This window comes from Methylobacterium sp. Gmos1 (genome assembly GCF_053764715.1).
Genome location: NZ_JBSNCC010000008.1, coordinates 153,223 through 173,740, shown reverse-complemented (window position 1 = coordinate 173,740; position 20,518 = coordinate 153,223). Strand labels below are relative to the sequence as shown.

Annotated in this window: 19 protein-coding genes and 2 pseudogenes; 10 read left to right on the top strand and 11 right to left on the bottom strand. The window is 69.2% G+C overall.

Annotated features, from left to right (window positions below; translation table 11 throughout):
* Window positions 1–15: 15 nt before the first annotated feature.
* The 4 genes from ACS5PV_RS17650 to ACS5PV_RS17635 are packed head-to-tail and all read left to right on the top strand — an operon-like array spanning window position 16 to window position 3,370.
* Window positions 16–999, top strand: coding sequence for an ABC transporter substrate-binding protein (locus tag ACS5PV_RS17650; protein WP_455396642.1), 984 nt, complete (start codon window positions 16–18; stop codon window positions 997–999).
* A 9-nt stretch (window positions 1,000–1,008) separates the two neighbouring features.
* The gene (locus tag ACS5PV_RS17645; protein WP_455396641.1) at window positions 1,009–1,839 is read left to right on the top strand and encodes an ABC transporter ATP-binding protein; all 831 of its coding nucleotides are present in this window, start codon (window positions 1,009–1,011) and stop codon (window positions 1,837–1,839) included.
* Complete coding sequence (locus tag ACS5PV_RS17640) at window positions 1,836–2,597, top strand: ABC transporter permease (RefSeq protein ID WP_455396640.1); 762 nt, start codon at window positions 1,836–1,838, stop codon at window positions 2,595–2,597. Before ACS5PV_RS17645 ends, ACS5PV_RS17640 begins: the two co-directional genes overlap by 4 nt.
* Entirely contained in the window at window positions 2,594–3,370 is a 777-nt protein-coding gene (locus ACS5PV_RS17635) for an ABC transporter permease (protein WP_455396639.1), read from the top strand. The genes ACS5PV_RS17640 and ACS5PV_RS17635 overlap by 4 nt, the downstream gene beginning before the upstream one ends.
* A 19-nt stretch (window positions 3,371–3,389) precedes the next feature.
* Here ACS5PV_RS17635 and ACS5PV_RS17630 read toward each other — a convergent pair.
* Window positions 3,390–3,999 (bottom strand): annotated as a pseudogene (locus tag ACS5PV_RS17630) (transposase); the annotation flags it as partial.
* Window positions 4,000–4,240: 241 nt separating this feature from the next.
* Window positions 4,241–5,107, bottom strand: a complete 867-nt coding sequence (locus tag ACS5PV_RS17625) for an isocitrate lyase/PEP mutase family protein (RefSeq protein ID WP_455396638.1) — start codon at window positions 5,105–5,107, stop codon at window positions 4,241–4,243.
* A gap of 265 nt (window positions 5,108–5,372) precedes the next feature.
* Here ACS5PV_RS17625 and ACS5PV_RS17620 point away from each other — a divergent pair, with 265 nt between their 5' ends.
* From ACS5PV_RS17620 to ACS5PV_RS17595, 6 genes are all read left to right on the top strand, one after another.
* Window positions 5,373–6,581 carry a CaiB/BaiF CoA transferase family protein gene (locus ACS5PV_RS17620; RefSeq protein ID WP_455396637.1) on the top strand — a complete coding sequence of 403 codons (1,209 nt, stop codon included), beginning with the start codon at window positions 5,373–5,375 and terminating at the stop codon, window positions 6,579–6,581.
* Window positions 6,578–7,699, top strand: a complete 1,122-nt coding sequence (locus ACS5PV_RS17615) for a CaiB/BaiF CoA transferase family protein (RefSeq protein ID WP_455396636.1) — start codon at window positions 6,578–6,580, stop codon at window positions 7,697–7,699. Before ACS5PV_RS17620 ends, ACS5PV_RS17615 begins: the two co-directional genes overlap by 4 nt.
* Window positions 7,700–7,724: 25 nt before the next feature.
* Entirely contained in the window at window positions 7,725–8,528 is an 804-nt protein-coding gene (locus ACS5PV_RS17610; RefSeq protein WP_455396635.1) for an alpha/beta fold hydrolase, read from the top strand.
* Between the two features lie 387 nt (window positions 8,529–8,915).
* Window positions 8,916–10,301 (top strand): MFS transporter, encoded by a 1,386-nt coding sequence (locus tag ACS5PV_RS17605; protein ID WP_455396634.1) that lies wholly within the window; start codon window positions 8,916–8,918, stop codon window positions 10,299–10,301.
* A 29-nt stretch (window positions 10,302–10,330) separates the two neighbouring features.
* Window positions 10,331–11,020, top strand: a complete 690-nt coding sequence (locus tag ACS5PV_RS17600; RefSeq protein ID WP_455396633.1) for a cysteine hydrolase family protein — start codon at window positions 10,331–10,333, stop codon at window positions 11,018–11,020.
* Between the two features lie 119 nt (window positions 11,021–11,139).
* Window positions 11,140–11,706 (top strand): isochorismatase family protein, encoded by a 567-nt coding sequence (locus tag ACS5PV_RS17595; RefSeq protein ID WP_455396632.1) that lies wholly within the window; start codon window positions 11,140–11,142, stop codon window positions 11,704–11,706.
* Window positions 11,707–11,995: 289 nt separating this feature from the next.
* On the opposite strand, the gene ACS5PV_RS17590 is transcribed toward ACS5PV_RS17595, so the two are convergent.
* From ACS5PV_RS17590 to ACS5PV_RS17550, 9 genes and pseudogenes are all read right to left on the bottom strand, one after another.
* Window positions 11,996–12,673, bottom strand: a complete 678-nt coding sequence (locus tag ACS5PV_RS17590; RefSeq protein ID WP_455396631.1) for a class I SAM-dependent methyltransferase — start codon at window positions 12,671–12,673, stop codon at window positions 11,996–11,998.
* Window positions 12,670–13,476: an HpcH/HpaI aldolase/citrate lyase family protein gene (locus ACS5PV_RS17585; RefSeq protein ID WP_455396630.1), complete on the bottom strand. Its 807-nt coding sequence runs from the start codon at window positions 13,474–13,476 to the stop codon at window positions 12,670–12,672. Before ACS5PV_RS17585 ends, ACS5PV_RS17590 begins: the two co-directional genes overlap by 4 nt.
* A complete protein-coding gene (locus ACS5PV_RS17580; RefSeq protein WP_455396629.1) occupies window positions 13,466–14,242 on the bottom strand; it encodes a GntR family transcriptional regulator in 777 nt (258 codons plus the stop codon). Before ACS5PV_RS17580 ends, ACS5PV_RS17585 begins: the two co-directional genes overlap by 11 nt.
* A 334-nt stretch (window positions 14,243–14,576) precedes the next feature.
* Window positions 14,577–15,869, bottom strand: a complete 1,293-nt coding sequence (locus tag ACS5PV_RS17575; protein WP_455396628.1) for a CaiB/BaiF CoA transferase family protein — start codon at window positions 15,867–15,869, stop codon at window positions 14,577–14,579.
* Window positions 15,869–17,035, bottom strand: coding sequence for an acyl-CoA dehydrogenase family protein (locus tag ACS5PV_RS17570; protein ID WP_455396627.1), 1,167 nt, complete (start codon window positions 17,033–17,035; stop codon window positions 15,869–15,871). The genes ACS5PV_RS17575 and ACS5PV_RS17570 overlap by 1 nt, the downstream gene beginning before the upstream one ends.
* 24 nt (window positions 17,036–17,059) lie before the next feature.
* Entirely contained in the window at window positions 17,060–18,445 is a 1,386-nt protein-coding gene (locus ACS5PV_RS17565) for an MFS transporter (protein ID WP_455396626.1), read from the bottom strand.
* Window positions 18,446–18,734: 289 nt separating this feature from the next.
* Entirely contained in the window at window positions 18,735–19,229 is a 495-nt protein-coding gene (locus ACS5PV_RS17560; protein ID WP_455396717.1) for a MaoC family dehydratase, read from the bottom strand.
* Window positions 19,230–19,289: 60 nt separating this feature from the next.
* Window positions 19,290–19,600: pseudogene (locus ACS5PV_RS17555) on the bottom strand (ISL3-like element ISMdi2 family transposase); the annotation flags it as partial.
* Window positions 19,601–19,718: 118 nt separating this feature from the next.
* Window positions 19,719–20,516 (bottom strand): IclR family transcriptional regulator, encoded by a 798-nt coding sequence (locus tag ACS5PV_RS17550; protein ID WP_455396716.1) that lies wholly within the window; start codon window positions 20,514–20,516, stop codon window positions 19,719–19,721.
* Window positions 20,517–20,518: the final 2 nt, after the last annotated feature.

The following is a 20,518-nucleotide window of genomic DNA, read 5'->3' as shown; positions in this document are numbered from 1 at the left end:
GACGGGAGAGAAGCGATGGTCGTGAGAACCTTGCGGGCCGGTGCCTTGAGCCTGCTGCTTGCCGGCGCGGGCCTCGCCGGGGCGCCGGCCCGGGCCGAGACCATCACGGTCACGCATTGGGGCTCGGCCTTCTACGGCGCGCCCTACGCGGTGGCGCTCGAGAAGGGCTTCTTCAAGAAGCGCGGCCTCGACATCACCGGCTTCCTCACCTCGGCGGGCGGCGGCACCTCGGTGCGCAACACGCTGGCCGGCGAGGTGCCGTTCGGCGAGGTGGCGCTGCCGGCGGCGGTCCTGGCGATCCAGTCCGGCCAGCCGATCAAGATCATCAGCGGCGGCGTCGAGAGCGTCGAGGACATCCTCTGGATCACGCAGCCCGACGGCAAGGTTGGCTCGCTCGCCGACCTCAAGGGCAAGAAGGTCGCCTACACGGCGCCGGGTTCCGTCACCAACATGATCATTCTCAACTGCCTGCAGAAGGCGGGGCTGGAGCAGAAGGACCTGCAGCTCGTGGCCGCGGGCGATCTCGGGGCCAACCTGTCGGCGGTGCTCAACCGCGCGGTCGACGCCGCGATGTCGGGCGAGCCGCTGTGGTCGGGCAACCAGGGCAAGGTCAAGGCGGCGTTCTGGGCCAAGGATTGCATGAATCCGGCGCTCACCCAGACCGTAGGCATCACCACGGCCGAGTTCGCCAAGACCGGCGGTGACAAGCTGCGCGCCCTGATCGAGGCCCGGCGCGAGGGCGTCGCCTACATCAAGGCCCATCCGGACGAGGCGGCCGACATCGTCGCCAAGGCCTATAGCGGCGACCAGAAGGTGTTCCGCGAGGTGTTCAAGCACTTCGTCGGCTTCGAGTATTTTGGCGACGGCCGGCTGCACTACGACAACATGAACCGCATGCTCGACGGCATGAAGCTCGTCGGCCGCCTCAAGGGGCCGGTCGAATGGGGCCAGGTCGTCGACACGTCCTTCCTGCCGAAAGACCTCCAGGCCTCGCAGTAGGGAGCCGTCATGGCCGTCGTTGCCCTCAGCGCCGATCCCCGTGGGATGTCCGCCGAGACCCGCGAGATCCACGCCGCCCTGCGCGGGGTCGCCCGCGTCTACGGCCGGCTCGCTGCCCTCGGCCCCCTCGACCTCGACCTCGTCAAGGGCGAGTTCTTCTCGGTCGTCGGCCCGTCCGGCTGCGGCAAGTCCACCCTGCTCGACGTGCTGTCCGGGCTCGGACGGCCGAATGCCGGCAGCGTGACCTTCGAGGGCGCGCCGGTCGCCGGCGTGCCTGACGGGGTCGGCATCGTGTTCCAGGAGGACGCCTCGTTCCCCTGGCTCACCGTCCGCGACAACGTTGCCTTTGGGCTCAGGCGGGCCGGGACCGATCCGGCCGAGATCGCCCGCCGGGTCGATTACGCCCTCGGCTTCATGGGGCTGACCGACTTCGCGGGCGCCTATCCGGCGCAGCTCTCGGGCGGCATGCGCCAGCGGGTCTGCATCGCCCGCACTCTGGTGACGCAGCCGCGCCTGATCCTGCTCGACGAGCCGTTCGGGGCGCTCGACCAGCAGACGCGCCTGCTGATGGGCGACGAGCTCCTGCGGCTGTGGCGCGAGACCGGCGCCACGGTACTCCTCATCACCCACGCCCTCGACGAGGCGGCGTTGCTGTCCGACCGCATCGGCGTGATGTCGTCGCGGCCCGGCCGCTTCATCGAGATCGTCGAGACCGGCTGGCCGCGCGAGCGCGACAGCCGCATAGTCGCGGAGGAGCGCTTCGGCCACGTCACAGCCCGGCTGTGGTCGCACCTGCGCGAGGAATCGCTGAAGGCGATCGGCAAGAAGAGCGCCCCATGACGCGAGAGCGCGCCGTCACCCTGACCCGCATCGCCTGGATCGCCGGCTTCGTCGTGCTGCTCGAGGCGGTGTGCCGCCTGCACCTCGTCAACCCGCTCACCCTGATCCCGCCGAGCGAAATGGCCACGACCCTTTGGGGGATGCTCGCCTCCGGCGAGATCGCCGGCGACATCGCCCGCACCTTCTCCACCGTGGCGATCGCCGTGGTGCTGGCGGTGGCGATCGGTTTCGCCCTGGGCGTCGCGATCCACGCTCTGCCGCGGGTCCGGCAGGGCCTCGATCCGCTGCTGGCCTCGTACTACTCGATCCCGACCTTCGTCTTCTACCCGCTCTTCGTCGCCATCTTCGGGCTCAACAGCGTGCCGCTGATCGTGCTCGGCATGGCGTTCGGGGTGCCAGCGATGATCCTCGCCACCCTCAACGGGCTCGACCGGGTGCCGCGGGTGCTCATGCGCACCGCCCGATCCTACCGGCTCGGGCGGCTCGCCACCCTCGCCCACGTGGTGATGCCGAGCGCCCTGCCCTACCTGCTCACCGGCGTGAAGCTGGCACTCGCCTACGCCTTCATCGGCATCATCGCGGGCGAGTTCATCCTGGCCGATGCCGGGCTCGGCCACGCTATCGCCTATGCCTATGACGGCTTCGAGAACCGCACGATGTACGCTTTGATGCTGTTCGTGCTCGTGGTGGTCACGGGACTGAACATGACCCTGCACGCCTGGGAGGGCCGCCTGATGCGCCGGCGCGCGCGCGCATGAGCGGCTCCGCCGCGCTCCCCGCCACTGGCCCGCGCCGCCCGTGGCTTCTCGATGGGCTCGTCACCGTCGTCGTGCTGCTCGGCCTGTGGCAGGGGCTCCACGCCTATGCCGGCGAGGCGGCGATCGCGTCGCCGCTCGCGGCCTTCCGGCACCTGTCGGGCCTTCTCGCGAGTGCCGGCTTCTGGTCGCATGCCAGCGCCACGCTCACCGCCTTCGCGGGGGCGCTCGTGATCTCGGCGCTGCTGGGTATCGGGCTCGGGCTGATCTTGGGCCTGCGCCGCTTCGCCGGCGAGGTCGCCGAACCGATCCTGGCCGGCCTCTACTCGATCCCGAAGGTCACGCTGTACCCGGTGATCCTGCTGGTCTTCGGCCTCGGCCTCGGCGCCAAGGTGGCGTTCGGAGTGATCCACGGCGTGATCCCGATCACGCTGTTCACCTTGACGGCGGTGAAGGGCATCAACCCGGTGCTGATCCGCACCGCCCGGGCGATGCGTCTGAGCCAGGCCGCGACGATCCGCACGATTCTCGCCCCAGCCGTGCTGCCCGAGATCGTCACGGGCCTGCGGGTCGGGTTCTCGCTGACGCTCCTCGGGGTGCTGGTCGGCGAGATGTTCGCCTCGCAGACGGGTCTCGGCTTCCTGATCGTCAACGGCATCAGCCTGCACAACGTGCAGCAGACGACCGCGGTGATCCTGATGCTGGTGATCGTCGCGGTGGCGGCGAATGGCGTGCTGCTGTGGCTCGACCGCCGGTTCATCCATCGCGCCGTCTGAGCGCAGCGCCCGACCGCGCAGCCTCCCGGAACACCGATCCCTGGTCGTCACCATCTGCATACAGCTTCAGTAGGAACGGGTGGAGACTCAACAGCGTCGCCATGACCCATACCTCGCCATCACGATCCTGCATGTCAGCCGGATGCACCAGAGCGTGCATCAGCAGATCTCGCATATCGACGAGGAGATGGCGCTTCCTGCCCTTGATCTTCTTGCCCGCATCGTAGCGGACGGGTCGATCGTGCGCCCCCCTGTCTGCGCGTTCTTGATGCTTTGGCTGTCAATGACCGCTGCGGTAGGGCTGGCCTCACGTCCTGCCTGTTCGCGGCAGAGGACGTAGAGGGCGTGACGGATGCACAGGAGAGTTCCATTATAATTCCATAATTTAAATAAGCCATTCACCGTCTAACGAGGCAGAAGATATTTTAGAGTGGTGCGCCATTGGCACCCCGTGCCAAGGGCATGCATCAAGTCATTGACCACCTCGCGCAGATCAACCGTCCGTTTGTTTCCTCCGCGTCGGTTCGGCGAAAGAAGGGGGAGCAACAGGCGCCCATTCCTTCCGTCGAATAGGTGGGATAGCGAAGCTTGCTGCGGTCGTACCGCTGGCGGTTCTCAGGCATCCCCATCACTCCAGCATACGCCTGTCGGTATGAACAGCAAAGCACTCTAAAAAAAGCAACTTATTACCGGATAAAATTTAAAACATCAGACTCGGCTGCGGGCATTCTAAATAAAGATCCAATTTATATAATAATATGATAAAAATGGGTTCGATAACCTCAAACATTTTTGATTTGTCACATTTTTCGGGACGAACTGGTTTCCACTTCGTCGGAAAATGCTCGAGACTCACGAGTCGAACAGGGCTCAGGGTGCCCGATAGCGCGCCTCCCGGGCGTCCCAGGCCTCCTTGTCGACCGCCCTCTGGCGCTCCTCGAACGAGGCGAGGCGGTCGGCCACGCCGGCGAGCGAGCCGTCGCGCTTGAGCGCGCCGAGCACGTCGAAGGAGGCCTTGAGCGCCGCCTGGAGCGCCGCATTGGCGTAGAGGACGATCGAGAAGCCCATCCCGGCTAGCCGCTCGCGCCCGGGATCGGGCGTGCGCCCGCCGAACACGATGTTGGCGACCTGCGGCACCGGCAGGTCGCGGGCGATGCGCGCCAACTCCTCGACCGAGACCGGCGCCTCGACGAAGGTCGCGTCGGCCCCGGCCTCGACATAGGCCTGCGCCCGCGCGATCGCCCGGTCCAGGTCCTCCACCGCCCTCGCGTCGGTACGGGCGATGATCTGGAGGTCGCCGTCGCGCCGCGCATCGACCGCAGCCTTGATCTTCTGCACCATCTCGCCGGGCGGGATCACGTCCTTGCCGGTGAAGTGGCCGCATTTCTTCGGGAAGACCTGGTCCTCGATCTGGATGCCGGCGGCGCCCGCCCGCTCGAGCAGGCGCACGGTGCGCACCATGTTGACGGCGTTGCCGAAGCCGGTGTCGGCATCGACGATGATCGGCAGGGTCACGGCGTCCGCCACCGCCGCGACGGCGCTCGCCACCTCGGTGACGGTGGTGAGCCCGATATCCGGGGCGCCGAGATGCATGTTCGCGACGCCGGCGCCGGTCACGTAGACTGCCTCGAAGCCGAGATCCTCGATGACGCGGGCAAACAGCGCGTTGGCGGCGCCCGGCACGCTCACCGCCTCGCGGCGCGCCAGGATCGACTTCAGGGTCTCAGTGGCTCGCATCGTCTCGCCCGTCCTCATATCGGCGGGATCGCCCCCGCTCCGGGACGCGGGCCGGTCGCCGTGCGCCACCCCGCACCGGGAGGCTTCGCGAGCCGCCCTGGCCTGTCAATCGCGGCCGGAACGCGGCCCCCGTTCGCTCCGCGCATGCGGCAGCCGGCACGCCGGGTCGGCGTCGTTCCGTCACCAACCGGTCCCATCATCGATTGACAACCTACATCACCGATGCAACTTTGTACGGACATACATACAAATAGGGAGGAGCGCGGTGCCAGATGCCCGCCATTCCGCGTCGAAGGCGGATCCAACGGAGCCGCCCGGCGAGGGCCTGCTCTCCGGGCTCCGGGTGCTCACCTTCGAGCAGTTCGGCGCCGGCCCCTACGGCTCGATGTTCCTGGCCGATCTCGGCGCCGAGGTGATCAAGGTCGAGAATGCCGCGACCGGCGGTGACGCCTCGCGCCAGATGGGCCCGCACCTGCTGGGCGAGAACGACAGCCAGTATTTCCAGACCTTCAACCTCAACAAGAAGAGCGTCGCCCTCGACATCAAGAGCCCAGCCGGCCGGGAGGCCTTCCGGATGCTGGTGGCGAGCGCGGACGCGGTCATCAATAACTTGCGCGGCGACCAGCCGGGCAAGCTCGCGATCGACCATGCGAGCCTGAGGGACGTGAATCCGCGGATCGTCTGCCTGCACATTTCGGCCTACGGCCGCGATAACGCCCGCCGAGACTGGCCGGGCTACGATTTCCTGATGCAGGCCGAAGCCGGGCTGATGAGCCTGACCGGCGAGCCCGACGGGCCGCCCGCCCGAATGGGCGTGTCGATGATCGACTTTATGACCGGGATGACCGGAGTGACCGGGCTGCTGGCCGCGGTGATCCGGGCCCGCGCCACGGGGCGGGGCTGCGACGTCGATACCTGCCTGTTCGACGTCGCCCTGCACCAGCTCACCTATCCGGGCACCTGGCACCTCAACGAGGGTGAGGTGGCGACACGGCTGCCGCGAGGCTCGCACCTTGCCCGCACGCCGGTGCAAACCCTGCGCACCGCCGACGGCTGGATCTTCGTCGGCTGCATGATGGACAAGTTCTGGGATGCGCTCGTCGCCGGGCTCGGCCGCCCCGACTTGGCTGCCGATCCACGCTTCGCCACCGCGGGCGCCCGCCGGGACAACCGGGACGCGCTGACGGCCACCCTCGACGACGTCTTCGCGACGAAGCCGACGCAGGACTGGCTCGAGATCCTGTCCGGCCGCCTGCCGGTGGCGCCGGTCCACGACGTAGCGCAGGCCCTCGCCAACCCGTTCGTGGCCGAGACTGGCATGATCGCCCGGATCGACCATCCGGCGCGACCCGGCCTGCGGGTGCTCGCCAACCCCCTCAAGGTCGACGGGCAGCGGCCTGCGGCCGCCCCCTGCAGCCCGCTCGGCGCGGATACCCGCGGCATCCTCGGAACGGCGGCGGAGGCCGTGGCATGAAGCTCACCGGTCTAAAGGTTGTCGATCTCTCGGTGTTCCTGCCTGGGCCGTACCTGACCATGGTGCTGGCCGACCACGGTGCCGAGGTGATCAAGGTCGAGCCCCCCGGCGAGGGCGATCCCGGCCGCGCCATCGGCCCCTCGGACGGATCTTCGACGGTATTCTTCCGCAACGTCAACCGCGGCAAGCGCAGCATCGTCCTCGACCTCAAGTCAGACGAGGGCCGCGAGGCGCTGCTGGCCCTGTGCGCGGATGCCGACGTGTTCGTCGAGACCTTCCGGCCCGGCGTGGTGAAGCGCCTCGGCGTCGATTACGACGCGGTGCGGGCACGCAATCCCGGCATTGTCTACTGCGCGATCAGCGCCTTCGGGCAGACCGGGCCCTATGCCGGCGTGCCCGCCCACGACCTCGCCACCGAGGCGCTGGCGGGCTCAATCGGCATCACGCTCGGGCGCGACGACGCACCGGCGATCCCCGGCATCCCGGCCGCCGACATGCTGGCCTCGCTCCACGCGCTCTCGGGCGTGCTGATGGCGCTCCTGCGCCGGCAGCAGACGGGGCGGGGCGACTACATCGACGTCTCGATGCATGAGAGCGTCCTCGCCTCGATGCCGAACGTGCTCGGGCCGGCCTTGGCAGAGGACCGCCACGCCAACCCGAAGCACGAGCGCAGCATGGGCGGCTCGGCCTTCTACCAGGTCTACGAGACCGCCGATCACCGCCACGTCGTGCTCGGCGGCCAGGAGATCAAGTTCGTCCGTACCCTGCTCGGCAAGCTCGGCCGCCTCGACCTCGTGCCGCTCTGCGAAGCGGGCCCCGGGCCGCACCAGGCGCCGCTGATCGCCTATCTGCGCGAGGTCTTCCTCACCCGGAGCCAGGCCGAGTGGGTGGAGTGGTTCCGCCCGCTCGACGTGTGCTTTGCTCCCGTAAAGACCCTGCCGGAGGCGCTCTCCGACGAGCATGCGCTTGCCCGGGGCATGATCCTCACCGACGCGGCCGGGCGGCGCCACGTCGCCCCGGCGATCCGCTTCCGCGACGAGCCGCCGGAGCCGCGCCTGCGCGAGCCGGCTCTCGGTGAGCATACCGGCGCGGTCCTCTCCGGCCAGTCCGCGACCTGACATCCCCCACCGAGGACGACGACCCATGCCGAGCGCGACGATCAACGGACACCGGATGCACTACGAGGTCCACGGCACGGGCGAGCCCGTGATCCTGTCGGGCGGTTGGGGCACCTTCTGCCACGGGCAGGAGCGCCACCTGCCGCAAGGGCTCACCGAGCGCTACAGCGTGGTGATCTTCGACCATCGCGGCATCGGCGAGTCCGACGACGACCTCTCCGTTCCCGCCACCACCGCCCTCTACGCCGAGGACGTGATCGGGCTCTCCCAGCATCTCGGCATCGCGCAAGCCCACCTCGTCGGGCTGATCGGGATGGGCGCCTGCATCATGCAGGAGGTGGCGATCCGCCGGCCGGAGCTGGCCCGCTCGATGGTCAATACCGGCGCCTGGATCTCGGTCGACCGCTTCCTCGCCGACCAGTTGCAGATGCTCCTCGACGTCCACGCCGAATCCGGTTTCCTGACCTTCCAGAAGGTCGTCTCGCTGCTGTCCTTCGAGCCGGACTACTACGCCCGCACCATCGACCGGCTGCTCGGCGAGACCGGCGTCTGGAGCGAGCTCAACGGCCGCGTCCCGGCCCATGCCCGCCTGATCGAGGCCTGCCTGGCCCACGACGCCCGCGACCGGGCGGGCGCCATCCGGGCCCCGACGCTCGTCCAGCATGCCGGCCTCGACCAGGTGACGGGCCCCCGCACCACGAAGCCGATCGAGGCCGCGATCCCGAACGCCGAAGGGCTCGACATGCCGCTCGCCGCCCACGTCATTGCCGGCTCGAAGCGCAAGGCCGAGTTCGCCGACGCGCTGCTCGGGTTCCTCGCGCGGCATTGAGGCGAGGTCGAATGATGATTTCAATTGCCCATCTCACAATCTCATCACAGATTTTACCTCCATCATAGTCAAATACCCACATCATGGCCGACACACGTTCACGTCATAATGGAGCTTGCCGAAGGCGAGAAGCTGGGATTCATGACCGCTAACCTTCCAGGGTTCGAGCTGATCCGGTTCTTCTTCATCCTGCATCGTCGGCAGTTATGGCTCCCGGGTTCCGCTTCGCGGCCCCGGGATGACGAAGGAGGATCTCAGCACCGTCGCAGCATTCGTCGACGTCCCGGCACGAGGTCGTGAGCGACGATCAAGACGAGCCAGGCAGGCTCCAATTCCGATCCCGAACAACAACGGCCGCCAAAGGCCGCGTCACCAGGAGGAAACCTCATGGCCCAAATCGTCAATGCGGGGGCGCGGCTCGACCGGCTTCCGGTCTCGCGCTTCCACTGGCGGATGCTCTGGCTGATCGCCGCCGGCGGCTTCGTCGACGCCTTCGACGTCTACCTCGCCAGCAGCGTCGTGGCGGCGCTGGTCAAGGACGGCTTCGCCACCCTGCCGCAGGGCGCGCTGTTCGTCTCGAGCGGCTTCTTCGGCATGCTGATCGGCGCGGCCAGCTCCGGCTATCTCGGCGACCGATACGGAAGGCGCTTCTCCTACCAGACCAACCTGGCGATCTTCGGCCTCGCCTCGCTCGCCGCGTGCTTTGCCCCCAACATCACCGTGCTGACGCTCTGCCGCTTCGTGATGGGTATCGGGCTCGGGGCCGAGCTGGTGGTGGCGGCCGGGACCTTGTGCGAGTTCATTCCGCCCTCTCATCGCGGGCGCTGGGGCGCGCTGCTCGGCATGCTGATCAATGTCGGGCTGCCCGCGGCCAACGCCGCCGGCTACTTCCTGATTCCACAGTTCAGCTGGCGGGTGATGTTCGTGCTCGCTGGCATCGGCGCCTTCGGGGTCTGGATTCTGCGCAAGCAGATGCCGGAATCACCCCGCTGGCTCGAATCCCGCGGCCGGCTCGACGAGGCGGAAGCGGCGCTGGTGAAGATCGAGGCCGAGGTGGCGGCACAAGCCGGGGCGCTGCCGGCGGTGCCGGTCTTCCGCGACCTGCGCCAGCCCGAGATGTCAATGCGGGCCCTGTTCTCGCGGGCGCTCGGCGGGCGCACCTTCGTGGCGGCGCTCTCGCACGTCGCGATCAACATCGCGGTCTACGGCATGATCGCCTGGATCCCGACCTTCATGGTCAAGCAGGGCCTATCGGTGGTCCAGTCGCTCGGCTTCACAACCCTGATGACGGTCGGCGGGCCGTTCGGCGCCCTCGTTGGCTTCCTCCTGGCGGACCGCCTGCCGCGCAAGGCCTCGATGGTCGGCGCCTGCGCCGTCGTCGGGCTGTTCGCCCTCCTCTACCCGCAGATGACCGACCCGGCAGCAGTGACGGCGGTCGGGTTCGGGCTGGTCAGCGCGATCTACTTCCTCGTCGCGGTGGCGTTCTACTCCTACGGGCCGGAACTCTTCCCGACGGCGCTGCGCCTGCGCGGCGGGGGCTTCGCCAATGCCTGCGGCCGGTTGGCCTCGATCACCATGCCGTACGCGGTGGTCTGGCTGTTCACCGCCTTCGGCGTCTCGGGCGTCGTCGGGATGGTGGTGAGCGTGCTGGCGCTGCTCGCGGTCAGCGTCCTGCTCCTGCCGGTCGAGATGCGAGCAAGTTCCCTCGAGGAGGCCGAGAGCGAGGGCGCATCCGATCCCCTCCGCGGCCTCGTCCGCGGCAGGCTCGCCTGACCCTGCTCGCTCCAGAAAGGATCCTTGCCATGCATCCCTCCTACGTCGATCTCTTCACCCGTCGGGTCGCCATCGATCCGCGCCGCACCGCCCTCGTCCCGGTCGACCTGCAATACGCCTCCGGCAGCCGCGATCACGGCCTCGGCGCGCTGCTCGCCCGCGAGGGCCGGCTGCACGAGGCCGCCTACCGGTTCGACCGCGTCGACCAGGTAGTGGTGCCCAACACCCGCCGGCTCCTCGACGGCTTCCGGCAGGCGGGCGCCCGGGTCGTCCACGTCACACTCGGCTGCGAATTGCCCGACTTCTCCGACGCGCCGCCCAGCACCGCGGCGTTCTTCCGCGCCACCAACAACACCGTCGGCACCCGCGAGCACGAGATCGTCGACGCCCTCAAGCCGCTGCCGGGCGAACTCGTCATCAACAAGCGCACCCAGGGTGCCTTCGCGTCGACCGGCATCGAGGGCGTGCTGCGCTCGCTCGGCATCGACACGATCGTGGTGTCCGGCGTCTCGACCAACAACTGCGTCGAGACCACAGCGCGGGAGGCCTCGGACCGCGGCTTCGGGGTGGTGATGGTGTCGGACGCCACCGGAACCTGCAGCGAGGCGATGCAGGAGGCCACCTTGCGCGGCTTCTCGCGCCTGTGGGGCCGCGTCGCCGACACCGCGGAGGTGCTGCGCGAGATCGCCGCCGCGCCGGGCGCCCGCGCCGCGGCGTGAACCCGTCCCGGGGGCGCCCCGCCCCCGGGACGCGACGCCGGCCTCATGGAACCGGGGCGCCCGGCGGAGGCTTCGAGGCACATCGCCGGCGCACCCGCGCCGCCCAGCACGGAGATCCCATGCCTCAGCTCGCTCCTGCCGACGTCGCCATCCTGTTCGCCGACCTTCAGGACAGCATCGTCGGCCACGCCGCTACCGCCGATGAGGCCTCCATCCGCAACTCGGCCGGGGCGCTCGCCGGCGTCGCCCGCGACCTCGGCCTGCCGGCCTTCGCCTCGGTGGTGCCGTTCGGCACCGACGAACCCCGGCCGATCGCCGAGATCACCGCCGCCTTGCCGGACATCCCGATCTTCAAGCGCGGCGGCCCCGCGGTCTTCGCCCACGCTCCCAGTCGCGAGGCGCTGCTCGGCACCGGCCGGCGGGTGCTGGCGATCGCCGGGGTGGCGAGCGAGGTTGTGGTGCTCCATGCCGCCCTTGCGGCCCGGTCGGCGGGCCTCGACGTCCACGTGCTCCTCGACGCCGGCGGCGGCTTCTCGGACCGCACCGAGGCGGCGGCCCTGCGCGAGATCGAGGCGGCAGGCGGGATCACCAGCTCGGTCGCGAGCTTCGCCACTCGGCTTGCCGACACGTTCGACACGCGCGAGGGGCAGGCGGCGATGGGAGCGCTGGTGCGGTTGATGGGGTGAGGGGGCGTCCCTCGAGCCCCGTCGACTGAGACGTTCCCGGACCAGGATAAAGCGCTGGCTCGCTCTTCTCCCCGCGGGCGGGGAGAGGCCTGAGCTCCAGAGGGGCTCAGGGAGCACTGAGGGCGAGGGTGACGTGGTGTCTCCAAAGGAGCCACATCAGGCACCTCCCCTCACCCTCGGCTCGCGCCTCGCCGTATCTATTGAACAGGGATACTGCCCTCTCCCCGCAAAAGGGAGAGGAGTACGCGCCCCCTCGTCGCGCGCAGCCGAACGTCGTTGGGGTGGAACCTCAGCTCGCGACCCGCAGAACCACCACCCGCAGCGGCTGGCACAGGACGAACCCGCACTCCCCCCGCTCCGCCTGCGCGCGGAAATCCTCGCCAATCGCCCCGCGATCCGCACGCGCTGCGGCCTCGCGTCCGGGGTCGCCGGCGGTGACCCGGGCGAGGAAGGCGTCGAGATCCGCGAAGGTCTCGACCCGGTCGACGATTGTGTCCCGCTCGATCGCCATCACGCCGGCGGCCGCGCAGGCCGCGAGCGCCGCCGCCGCCTCAGCGCGGATCGCGGTTTCGTCCTCGACGCGGCGCATCGCCCGGAAGAAGCTGCCCTCGGCCAGGGGCTCGACCACCACGATGCCGCGGCCCGGGCCGGTGACACGGGCAGCTTCGCGCAAGGCCACGCCCATGCCGGTCCCGGGGACGTGGTGCAGGGAGTTGAGGAAGACCGCGCCGTCGAAGACGCCGTCGGCCCAGGGCAGCGCCTCGGCCGTGCCGGGGCGCAGGTCGGCCTCCAGCAGGCTCGCCCGCGCCCGCGCCAGGGCCGCCGCCGACGGATCGAGGCCCGCGACCGTGGCGCCGCGGGCGGCGAGGGCGCGGGCGAGTTCACCGGCGCCGCAACCGATATCGAGGAGGCGCCGGCCGGGGAGTGGCGCGAAGGCCTCGGCGATCAGGCCGAGGGCGGTGGTCATGCGACTTGAGCCAGGATCGCCTCGGCCTGGAGGAGGATCGGCCGGTCGACGAGCTTGCCGTCGACGACGATCGCCCCGGGGCCGGTGGCGCTAGCCTCCACCACCCGGCAGGCCCAGGCGATCTCGTCCTCGCTCGGCGACAGGCCGGCATTGATCACCGCGACCTGGGACGGGTGGATGCAGAGCTTCGCGCCGAAGCCGAAGCTGCGCGCGCGCGCCACGTCCTCGGCGAGCACGTCCTCGCGCTTCACCGCGACGGTGACGCCCTCGATGGGCGCCCGGAGCCCGGCCAGCACCGATTCGAGCACCAGCTGGCCACGCACGAAGTCGAGCTCGCGGCCCTGGCCGCGGATGCCGGTTTCGGTGCAGAAATCGACCGACCCGAAGGCGAGGCGATCCAGGCCCTCCGCTCCGGCGAGCGCCCGCAAGCCCGCGATGCCCCGCACCGTCTCGACCAAAGCGACGATCGTCCGCTCGGGCGCCAGGACCGCCCGCAGAGACCGGATCTGGTCTGGCTCTTCCGACTTCGGCAGCATCAGCCCGGCGAGGCCCGGCAGGCCGGCAAGCGCCGCGACGTCGTCGGAGTGCCAGGGCGTGCCGGTGGCGTTGACCCGCACCATGGCGGCGCCTGGCGCGGCGCGAGCAAGCCAGTCCGCCAGTGTGTCGCGCGCCACCGCCTTGGCCCCGGGCAGGACTGCGTCCTCGAGGTCGAGCACCACCCGGTCGGCGCCGCTCGCCAGCGCCTTGTCGAAGCGCTCCGGGCGGTCGCCGGGACAGAACAGGTAGCTGCGCTCACGCCTCATCGGTTTCCTCCTGCCTGGATCGGGCCGCCGGGCGCTCGCGCCGAAACACCGCCGAGTAGCTGAACCGCTCGGCCGGATGGACGCTGATCGCGACCTCGATCACCTCGGCCCTGCGGTTGAGGTAGAGCCGGCAGATCCACAGAGCCGGCGCGCCGGGCGCAGCGCCGAGGCGCTCGGCCTGGTCGGGCGTGAGCACCACCGCGCGGATTTGCTGCTGCACCTCCGCGACGCTCTCGCCGAACTGCTCCTCAAGGCGCACGTAGACCGGCACGGTCGAGCGCCCGCCGACATCGCGCACCGCGCGGAAGGCCGGGTGGATGTAGAGCTCGGTGACACAGAGCGGTGCCTCCGTCTCGCCCTCGCGGTAGCGCAGGCCCCGCATGTGCAGCCAGGACTGGCCGGCGGGCGCCTGGGCCAGCGCCGCGATGTCCTCGGCGAGCGGCGCCATCTCGACGTCGAGGATCTCCAGCACCGTCTCGGCGGTGTATTGCTGCAGGTCGTCGAGGCCCTGCATCACCTGCCGGTAGGCGGTGCGCGACTGCGCGCTCAGCACCCTCGTGCCGACCCCGGCCTGGCGGCTGACGAGGCCGAGTTCGACGAGGCGCTTGATCGCCTCGCGCACAGTGAAGCGGCTCGCACCGAACTGCTCGCACAGGGCGAACTCGGTCGGCATCAGGGCGCCGACCGGGTAGCGGCCCGATTCGATCTCGCTGATCAGGGTCTGGGCGAGCTGCAGGTAGCGGGGCTGCGGAGCGATGAGGGCCATGGGACTGGAGATAGGGGGGAGCGGGATGACCAGGGGTGAGGTCGCGATCATCACATATGATGGCGGTCGCGTCTGTCATCTTCCGGGTGGCGCTGGCGATGGTGGTGCAGGCGCGGGCCGGCGGGCTGACGCTTCGTCGCGAGCCACTCGCCTTTCCCGGACGGCCGAGGACAATGAACCGTCGAGGACGGCCCTGCATGCGTCACCTCTGTCCCATCCACGACCTCATCCTGAGGCGGAGGATGGGACAGACCTAGCCGAGAAACCGAATAGCCTCTGGAACATAACGGTACGAGATCCGGGAAACAGCGGGACCTTTCGAGGGCTCGTCCCCTCACTTCACCACCGCTCGCTCCCGCAATGCCCGGATCGCCTCGCCGGAGAAACCCGCCTGCTCTAGCACCGCATCGGTGTCCTGCCCGAGATCCGGCGCCGCCTTGACCGGGTGAGCCGCACCCGCGACCCGGACCGGGGAGGCGATGCCGCGGATCGCGCCGTGACGGGGATGGGCGAAATCGAGCACCCGCTCCTGCTCGTGGACGAAGCCGTTCTCGAGGGCCTCGCGCACGTCGTGGACCGGCGCCACCGGTACCGCGCCGCCGAGGAGCGTCATCCACTCGGCGGTGGTGCGGACCGAGAGCGCGGCGTCGATCGCCGCGTTGACCCGCGGCCGGTTGGCGAGGCGGGCCGCGAAGGTCGCGAAGTCGGGATCCTCCAGCCATTCCGGATGGTCGACGCGCTCGGCCAGGATCCGGAAGAACTTCTCCTTCTGGCACATGATGAAGATCCAGCCATCCCCGGTGCGGTAGAGCTGGCTCGGGGTGAGCGAGGGGTGGCTGGAACGGGGCTCGCGGGTCGTGACGACGCCCTTGTTGAGGTACCACGAGCCCACGTAGCAGAGGTTGTGCAGCGCGACGTCGAACAGGCTAACGTCGTAATCGCGCCCGCGCCCCGTGCGGCGCGCCTCAACGATGCCGGCGAGCAGCGCCATGGCGGCGGTGGTGCCGGTCATCAAGTCAATGATCGACAGGCCCATCCGAGCTGGCGGGCCGTCCGGCTCGCCGGTGACCGAGAGGTAGCCGGCCTCGGCCTGCATCAGGTAGTCGTAGCCGGGCCAGGCCGCCCGCGAGCCGGTGCGGCCATAGGCCGAGAGGTGGACGCAGACCAGCGCCGGGTTGACCGCGCCGAGGCTGTTGTAGTCGAGGCCGAGCCGTCCCGGCAGGTCGCCGCGTAGGTTGTTGAACACCGCATCCGCCCCCGCCGCCAGGGCGCGCAGGACCTCCCGGCCCTCCGGCGCCTTGAGGTTGAGGGCAAGCGAGCGCTTGTTGCGGTTGAAGGCCTCGTAGAAGTGGCTGTCGCCCGGCTCCAGGAAGTGCGGCCCGACATGGCGGCCGATATCGCCGCCATCCTGCAGGTTCTCGATCTTGACGATCTCGGCGCCAAGATCGGCAAGGTGCTGGGTGCCGAACGGCCCGGCGCCGTACTGCTCGACCGACAGCACCTTGAGGCCGGCGAGCGGCAGGGCGGGGGAAGGCGAGGCGGCGGCGTGCCCCCCGGCCTCCGGCGCGTGGTCGGGCTGGAGCGCCTGCGCCGTCCCAACCGCGAGATCGTCGTGCAGGGCGTCCATCAGATCGGGTTCCTCTCGACGAGCTGCTTGGCGATGATGATGCGCTGCATCTCGTTGGTGCCCTCGCCGATGACGAGGAGGGGGGCGTCGCGGTAGAGCCGCTCGACGTCGTACTCCTTCGAGTAGCCGTAGGCGCCGTGGATGCGCATCGCTTCCGTGGCGTTCTCGACCGCGGCCTCGGTGGCGAAGTACTTTGCCATGCCGGCCTCCATGTCGCAGCGCTCGCCCCGATCGAAGGCCTCGGCGGCGCGGTACGTCAGGAGGCGGGCGGCCTCGACCCGGGTCGCCATCTCACCGAGTTTGAGCTGGATCGCCTGGTGCTCGCAGATCGGCTTGCCGAAGGTCTTACGCACCTGTGAATACGCCACCGCCTCCTTGAGCGCCGCCTGGGCGACGCCGACGCCGCGGGCCGCGACGTTGATGCGGCCGAGCTCGAGCCCGCCGAGGATCTGCTGCAGGCCCCGCCCCTCCTGGCCGCCGACGACCCTGTCCACGGGCACGCGGTAATCCTGGAACGAGATCTCGCAGGTATCGATGCCCTTGTAGCCGAGCTTTGGCAGCTTGCGGCTGACCTCAAAGCCCGGGCCCTTCTCGGCAATGAGGAGGCTCATGCCCTTGTGGCGCGGGTTCGCCGCCGGATCGGTCTTCACCAGAAGGGCGAAGGTGTTGCCGTAATAGCTGTTGGTGATCCAGGTCTTGGTGCCGTTGACGACGTAATCGTCGCCGTCGCGCCGGGCGGTGGTGCGGATCGCCTGCAGGTCGGTACCGCAATCGGGCTCGGTCAGCGCGATGCCGCCGCGCAGCTCGCCGGTGGCGAAGCGGGGAAGGTAGGCTTCCTTCTGAGCCGTCGTCCCGTAGCGCTGCACCGCCATCGCCATGATGAGGTGCGAGTTGACGATGCCGCTGATCGACATCCACACCGCCGACATCCGCTCGATGATCTTCGCGTAGGTCGCGGTCGAGAGGCCCAAGCCCCCGTATTCCGGTTCGATCAGGCAGCCGAACAGGCCGAGCTCCTTCATCGCCTCGACCATGGCGGCCGGGTACTCGTCCCGGGCCTCGAGGTCGTGGACGTAGGGCTTCACCTCGGTGGCGAGGAAGCGGTCGACGGAATCGAGGATCAGGGCGTCCTCGTCGAGGTGGTCGGCAGGCGTCTTCATGTCCATGACGGCTATCCTTCTCGAGACGTTTCAGGCGGGGCGGCGCAGGCCGGCAGGGGCCGGCGCGGGAGCGGGCTCGACATCGGCCTCGTCGAGCGAGAGGCCGCCGGTCTCGACCCGCAGCAGCAGGATCGCCGCGCAGAGCAGCACCAGCATACAGGCGACCATGCCGAGCACCCCGGGCAGGCCGAAGCGGTCGAACAGGGCGACGACCAGGAACGGCGTCGCGATCGAGGTGGCGCGCCCGCACATGCCGGCGAATCCGGTGCCGCGCAGGCGCAGGTGGGTGGGGAACAGTTCCGGAATGTAGGCGTAGAGCCCGAGCGTCACGAGCGTGTAGATGCTGGTGACGAGGGAAAAGCCGACGACCGTGACCGCGATCGGCTCGCGCAAGGTGGCGTAGACCGAGCCGAGCGCCATGATGGCGAGGCAGGTGCCGACGAGCGAGCGCTGGCGCGAGACCCGGTCGCCGAGCGCCATGCCGACGAGGGCGCCGGCGACGCTGCCGAGCGACATCAGGGTGGTGAAGCCGAGCGAGCGCACCACGCTCATCCCCTGCCCGACCAGGAAGGTCGGCAGCCAGGCGACAAAGCCGTAGACCGCGACGTTGACCGCCATGCAGGTCAGCGCCGCTGCCGCCGTGCGCCCGGCCATGCCGGGACGGAACAGGGCGGTGAACGGCACCGCGGGCGCCTCCAGGCTGCGCACGGTCGCGACCGGCGGCAGGGTACGGCCGGAGCCGACCTCGGCTTCGATCGCCCGGAGCGTGCGCTCCGCCTCCTCGCGCCGCCCGACCGCCTCGAGCCAGCGGGGCGATTCCGGCATCTGCTTGCGCATCACCCAGATCGCCAGGGCGCCCAACCCCGCGATGGCGAACATCGCCCGCCAGCCGAGAGACGGGATGACGAGGTAGCCGATGCTGGTCGCGAGGAAGAGTCCGGAATTGGTGAGAATGCCGAGGATCGCGATCCAGCGGCCGCGATAGGCCGGGGGTATGAACTCGCAGAGCGTGCCGGCCGCCACCACCAGCTCGGCCCCGAGGCCGATGCCCATGATGAAGCGGCAGAGCGTCAGGATCTCGATATTGGGGGCAAAGCAAGCGGCGATCGAGGCGAGCCCGAACAGGCCGAGATTGAACTGGTAGGAGACCCGCCGTCCGTAGCGGTCGCCGAGATAGCCGGCGAGGCCGGCACCGCCGAGCATGCCGGCAAAGGTGACCGCCACGAAGGTGGCGTTCTGGGCCGGCGTCGAGAACCCCTCCTGCAGCATCGCCGCGATGACGCCGCCGGCGAGATAGATGTCGAAGGCATCGAGCGCCGCGCCCGCGCCGATCAGCCCGAGGATGCGCCAGTGGAACCGGGCGATCGGGAGCCGGTCGAGGCGCGCTCCCGCGTTCACGATAGGTGTTTGAGCCATGACGCAACGTCCTCCCTCGGACGAACCGGCCATACAGGCCTTATTTAATTCGATAATGACCTCGATACCTGTTCGAACAGTAGGAACGTGATCGCACTTTTTCGATCCGTCCCATCACGACCTCATCCTGAGGTGCGACCAAAGGGGGCTTCGAAGGAAGGCTCCAGAATTCCACGCGTTAACTGAAGCCGTCCTTCGAGGTCAGTCGACTTCCGATCGATTGACACCTCATGCTGAGGTGGGAGGGTGGGAGATCCTGTATTCCTTTAGGGATGCGGTGAGGAAGCTATCAGGCCTCGCCGACACCGTGGCCGCGCTTGGGCACCAGCGCGCTGCGGACGAAATCCATCACCGGCGTGCCGTCCTGCTTGAACGCCCGGGTCTTGACCGTGACGATCCCCTGGCTCGGCCGGGAGCGCGACTCGCGCGTCTCCAGCACCTCGGACTCGGCGTAGAGCGTGTCGCCCGGAAAGACCGGACCGGTGAGGTTAATCTCGCGCCAGCCGAGATTGGCAATCGCCTTGCCGCTGACGTCGGCGACCGTCATCCCGAGCACGATGGCGAGGCTGAGCCCGCTATTCACCAGCGGCTTCCCGAACTCACTCTTCTCGGCGAAGGCCCGGTCGCAGTGCATCGGGTGGAAGTTCATCGTCATCAGGGAGAAGTTGATGTTGTCGCTCTCCGTGATGGTGCGGCCGGGCCGGTGCTCGTAGACGTCGCCGATGGCGAAATCCTCGAGGTAGCGGCCGAATGGGGTGACGTGGCGGGTGCCGCCTTCGCGCATCGGATCCTCCCTCAATTGTACGGACAAACTCACAAAATGGGAGACCGGTGTCAAGGGTGGGCGTGGCGAGGGGATCCGGGCGGATGGCGGTCGAGCCAGGGCCCCCGATCGCTGCTGTGCAGCCCAGCGCTGGACGATGTCGTAGCCGCCCGTGAAGCCCTGCGCGCAAAACTCGCGATGGAGAACGGTGGCGCTGCGCTGACCCTCCTGCCAGCGCGCCTCGACGAAGGAGATGTAGGCTCGAACCGGCTCGGACTTGGGGCACGGCGGTAGGGCACGAACTGACCTGCCCGGATCCAGCGACGCACGGCGTTGCGCGAAGTCCCAAGAGGGCGGGCGATCTCCTTGGCCGGTTGACCTTCGCCGTGGAGCCTCACTTGGCGATAAAGATCAAACGCAGGACATGAGATAGGCGACGACATCTTTGAGCAGCAACCGCGCCAAGCACGGCGCGTAGAGCGGTCGATGGACGCGGCGCGGTCGACGCCCCTACCGGCTGACGCCGGAACCGTCGACGCGCTCGCGCTCCATGAGGTCCGCCTCGCGCCGCAGCGCTTCGGCCAGTTCCGTCTCTCGCGCCTGCACGCGGGTGGACAAAGCCGCGATGCTGAGCGCCGCCACTGGCCGGCCGGAAGCGTCCTTCACCTGTACGCCGATGGCACCCATCGTCTCAATCACACGGTCCAGGAGCATGACGTAGCCGCGCGCCCGAGAGGCTTGCACGGCGTCCCTGATCTCCGGAACCCGGAGCCGTGGATAAGGCCCGAGGCGCTCGGCGACGATGCCGAGGATCGCCTCGATCTCGCGGTCGGGCAGCCAAGCGAGGAGCGCCATCGATCCTGCCCCCACCCCGAGGGGGCGGCGGCTGCCGATATCGAGGTAGTTGGCTCGTATCGGATAAGAGCCGACCTCCCGGTCGATGCAGACCGCCTCGACGCCGCTGCGCACCGAGAGCAGCACGGTGTCGCCCGATATCTCGGCGAGGCGCATCAGGCTCGGCCGGGCGAGGGTCCGCAGGTCGTCGGACCGCCCGCTGCTCGCCGCGAGCGCGGTCAGTTCGGGGCCGGGGCGCCAGCGCCGCCCGTCGGACGTCCGGGCGGCGAAGCCCTCCTGAGCGAGCGTGTCGAGGATTCGCAGGGCCGTGACCTTGTTGAGCCCGGTCTCGGCCGTGATTTCGGTGAGCCGCCGCGGCGTTGCAGCGGCGAGCGCGCGCATCACCGCGCAGACCTTCTGTACGGCGTTGGGCTCGCCGGACGCCGATGGCGGGCCCGGCCGCTCGTCGGGCATGC

Bases quoted from the DNA above. Each gene is read 5' to 3' on its own strand.
- ACS5PV_RS17640 (WP_455396640.1), top strand. From the start codon at position 1,836: ATGACGCGAGAGCGCGCCGTCACCCTGACCCGCATCGCCTGGATCGCC.
- ACS5PV_RS17610 (WP_455396635.1), top strand. From the start codon at position 7,725: ATGCCGAGCGCGACGATCAACGGACACCGGATGCACTACGAGGTCCAC.
- ACS5PV_RS17635 (WP_455396639.1), top strand. From the start codon at position 2,594: ATGAGCGGCTCCGCCGCGCTCCCCGCCACTGGCCCGCGCCGCCCGTGG.
- ACS5PV_RS17650 (WP_455396642.1), top strand. From the start codon at position 16: ATGGTCGTGAGAACCTTGCGGGCCGGTGCCTTGAGCCTGCTGCTTGCC.
- ACS5PV_RS17560 (WP_455396717.1), bottom strand. From the start codon at position 19,229: ATGCGCGAAGGCGGCACCCGCCACGTCACCCCATTCGGCCGCTACCTC.
- ACS5PV_RS17605 (WP_455396634.1), top strand. From the start codon at position 8,916: ATGGCCCAAATCGTCAATGCGGGGGCGCGGCTCGACCGGCTTCCGGTC.
- ACS5PV_RS17615 (WP_455396636.1), top strand. From the start codon at position 6,578: ATGAAGCTCACCGGTCTAAAGGTTGTCGATCTCTCGGTGTTCCTGCCT.
- ACS5PV_RS17645 (WP_455396641.1), top strand. From the start codon at position 1,009: ATGGCCGTCGTTGCCCTCAGCGCCGATCCCCGTGGGATGTCCGCCGAG.
- ACS5PV_RS17585 (WP_455396630.1), bottom strand. From the start codon at position 13,476: ATGAGGCGTGAGCGCAGCTACCTGTTCTGTCCCGGCGACCGCCCGGAG.
- ACS5PV_RS17600 (WP_455396633.1), top strand. From the start codon at position 10,331: ATGCATCCCTCCTACGTCGATCTCTTCACCCGTCGGGTCGCCATCGAT.
- ACS5PV_RS17590 (WP_455396631.1), bottom strand. From the start codon at position 12,673: ATGACCACCGCCCTCGGCCTGATCGCCGAGGCCTTCGCGCCACTCCCC.
- ACS5PV_RS17625 (WP_455396638.1), bottom strand. From the start codon at position 5,107: ATGCGAGCCACTGAGACCCTGAAGTCGATCCTGGCGCGCCGCGAGGCG.
- ACS5PV_RS17595 (WP_455396632.1), top strand. From the start codon at position 11,140: ATGCCTCAGCTCGCTCCTGCCGACGTCGCCATCCTGTTCGCCGACCTT.
- ACS5PV_RS17565 (WP_455396626.1), bottom strand. From the start codon at position 18,445: ATGGCTCAAACACCTATCGTGAACGCGGGAGCGCGCCTCGACCGGCTC.
- ACS5PV_RS17580 (WP_455396629.1), bottom strand. From the start codon at position 14,242: ATGGCCCTCATCGCTCCGCAGCCCCGCTACCTGCAGCTCGCCCAGACC.
- ACS5PV_RS17550 (WP_455396716.1), bottom strand. From the start codon at position 20,516: ATGCCCGACGAGCGGCCGGGCCCGCCATCGGCGTCCGGCGAGCCCAAC.
- ACS5PV_RS17570 (WP_455396627.1), bottom strand. From the start codon at position 17,035: ATGGACATGAAGACGCCTGCCGACCACCTCGACGAGGACGCCCTGATC.
- ACS5PV_RS17575 (WP_455396628.1), bottom strand. From the start codon at position 15,869: ATGGACGCCCTGCACGACGATCTCGCGGTTGGGACGGCGCAGGCGCTC.